This window comes from Methylibium sp. T29-B (genome assembly GCF_000576225.1).
GTDB classification, from domain to species: domain Bacteria; phylum Pseudomonadota; class Gammaproteobacteria; order Burkholderiales; family Burkholderiaceae_C; genus Methylibium; species Methylibium petroleiphilum.
This window is the reverse complement of the sequence record NZ_AZSN01000371.1, coordinates 1-988: the sequence shown is the minus strand read 5'-3', so window position 1 is coordinate 988 and position 988 is coordinate 1. Positions and strand designations below refer to the sequence as shown.

The window sequence follows — 988 nt, the reverse complement described above, 5'->3', positions numbered from 1 at the left end:
CGCGGCCCGTCGCGCCGGCCGCGCTGCCCTCCCCGCCCGCCGGCCCCGCGCGTTCTTTGTCCCCCGCCAGTCCGCCTTTCCCTCTCCTGCCCCGTCAGCCGCGAGCGCCCGCCATGTCCCAGACCCTGCACCCCATGCTCAACACCGCCGTCAAGGCTGCACGCACCGCGGGGGCGCTGATCAACCGGGCCTCGCTGGACATCGAGCGCGTGACGGTGACGGCCAAGTCGCACAACGACTTCGTGACCGAGGTGGACCAGGCGGCCGAGGCGGCGATCATCGAGACGCTGCTCGGCGCCTACCCCGGCCACGGCATCCTCGCCGAGGAGACCGGGCGGACCCACGGCGCGAAGGACAGCGACTACCTCTGGATCATCGATCCGCTCGACGGCACCACCAACTTCATTCACGGCTTCCCGGTCTACGCGGTCTCGATCGCACTCGCCTTCCGCGGCCAGATCCAGCAGGCGGTGGTCTACGATCCCTCACGCAACGACCTGTTCTACGCCTCCAAGGGACGCGGCGCCTTCCTCAACGACAAGCGCCTGCGCGTCAGCAAGCGCAGCCGCCTGCTGGAGTCGCTGATCGGCACCGGCTTCCCGTTCCGCAAGGGCGACAACTTCAAGCGTTACTTGAAGATGTTCGAGGAGGTCATGCAGCACTGCGCCGGCCTGCGCCGCCCGGGTGCCGCCGCACTGGACCTGTGCTACGTGGCCGCGGCTGGTACGACGGCTTCTTCGAGACCGGGCTGAACCCCTGGGACATCGCGGCCGGCTCGCTGATCATCACCGAGGCCGGCGGCCTGATCGGCAATTTCACCGGCGAGTCCGACTTCCTCTACCAGCGCGAGATCGTCGCGGGCAACCCGAAGATCTATGCGCAGCTGGTGAGCATCCTCGCGCCCTACACGCGCATCATCAAGGACGACGACGCGGGCGCCACGGCCCCCGCTGCGGCGCCCGCAGCGGCGGCGCCGGACGCGACCGCC

The 988-nt window shown here is 69.8% G+C and carries 1 pseudogene; it reads left to right on the top strand.

Annotation, left to right across the window (positions count from 1 at the left end):
- Positions 1-113: 113 nt before the first annotated feature.
- Positions 114-988: pseudogene (locus tag Y694_RS21995) on the top strand (inositol monophosphatase family protein); the annotation flags it as partial.